The organism is Methylobacterium sp. E-041, from assembly GCF_022829665.1.
GTDB lineage: Bacteria > Pseudomonadota > Alphaproteobacteria > Rhizobiales > Beijerinckiaceae > Methylobacterium.
The window spans coordinates 1-595 of record NZ_JAKSYQ010000153.1; the positions used below are offsets into that span (position 1 = coordinate 1).

Annotated in this window: 1 pseudogene; it reads left to right on the top strand. The window is 75.5% G+C overall.

Annotation, left to right across the window (positions count from 1 at the left end):
- Positions 1-595, top strand: a pseudogene (locus MKK70_RS14040) (sugar phosphate nucleotidyltransferase); the annotation flags it as partial.

Below are 595 nucleotides of genomic sequence, written 5' to 3' on the forward strand. Positions count from 1 at the left end.
TGTGCGGCGGCTCGGGCACGCGGCTGTGGCCGGTATCGCGCGAGAGCATGCCCAAGCAGTTCGCGCGGCTGGTGGACGCGTCGGAATCGACGTTCCAGGCCACCGCGCGGCGGGTGGGCGACGCGGCGGTCTTCGCCCGGCCGGCGGTGATCGCGGCGGCCGAGTCGCGCTTCATCGTCGCCGAGCAGCTGGCCCAGGCCGGGATGTCCGCCGACATCATCCTGGAGCCGGAGGGGCGCGACTCGGCCGCCGCCGTGGCGGTGGCGGCCTTGCACGCGGCCAAGGCCGACCCGGAGGCGGTGGTGCTGATCATGGCCGCCGACCACGTGATCGGCGACGTGCCGGCCTTCGCCGCCGCCGTGCGCACGGCGGCGGTCGGCGCGCAGGCCGGCTACACCATGACGCTCGGCATCGAGCCGACGCGCCCGGCGACCGATTACGGCTACATCCGCCGCGGGGGGCGCTGCCGGAGGCCGAGGGCGCCTTCGCGGTGGCGCGCTTCGTCGAGAAGCCGGATGCGGAGGGCGCCGCCGCGCTGATCGCGGAGGGCGCCCTGTGGAACTCGGGCTACTTCCTGTTCCGGGCCGACCTGATG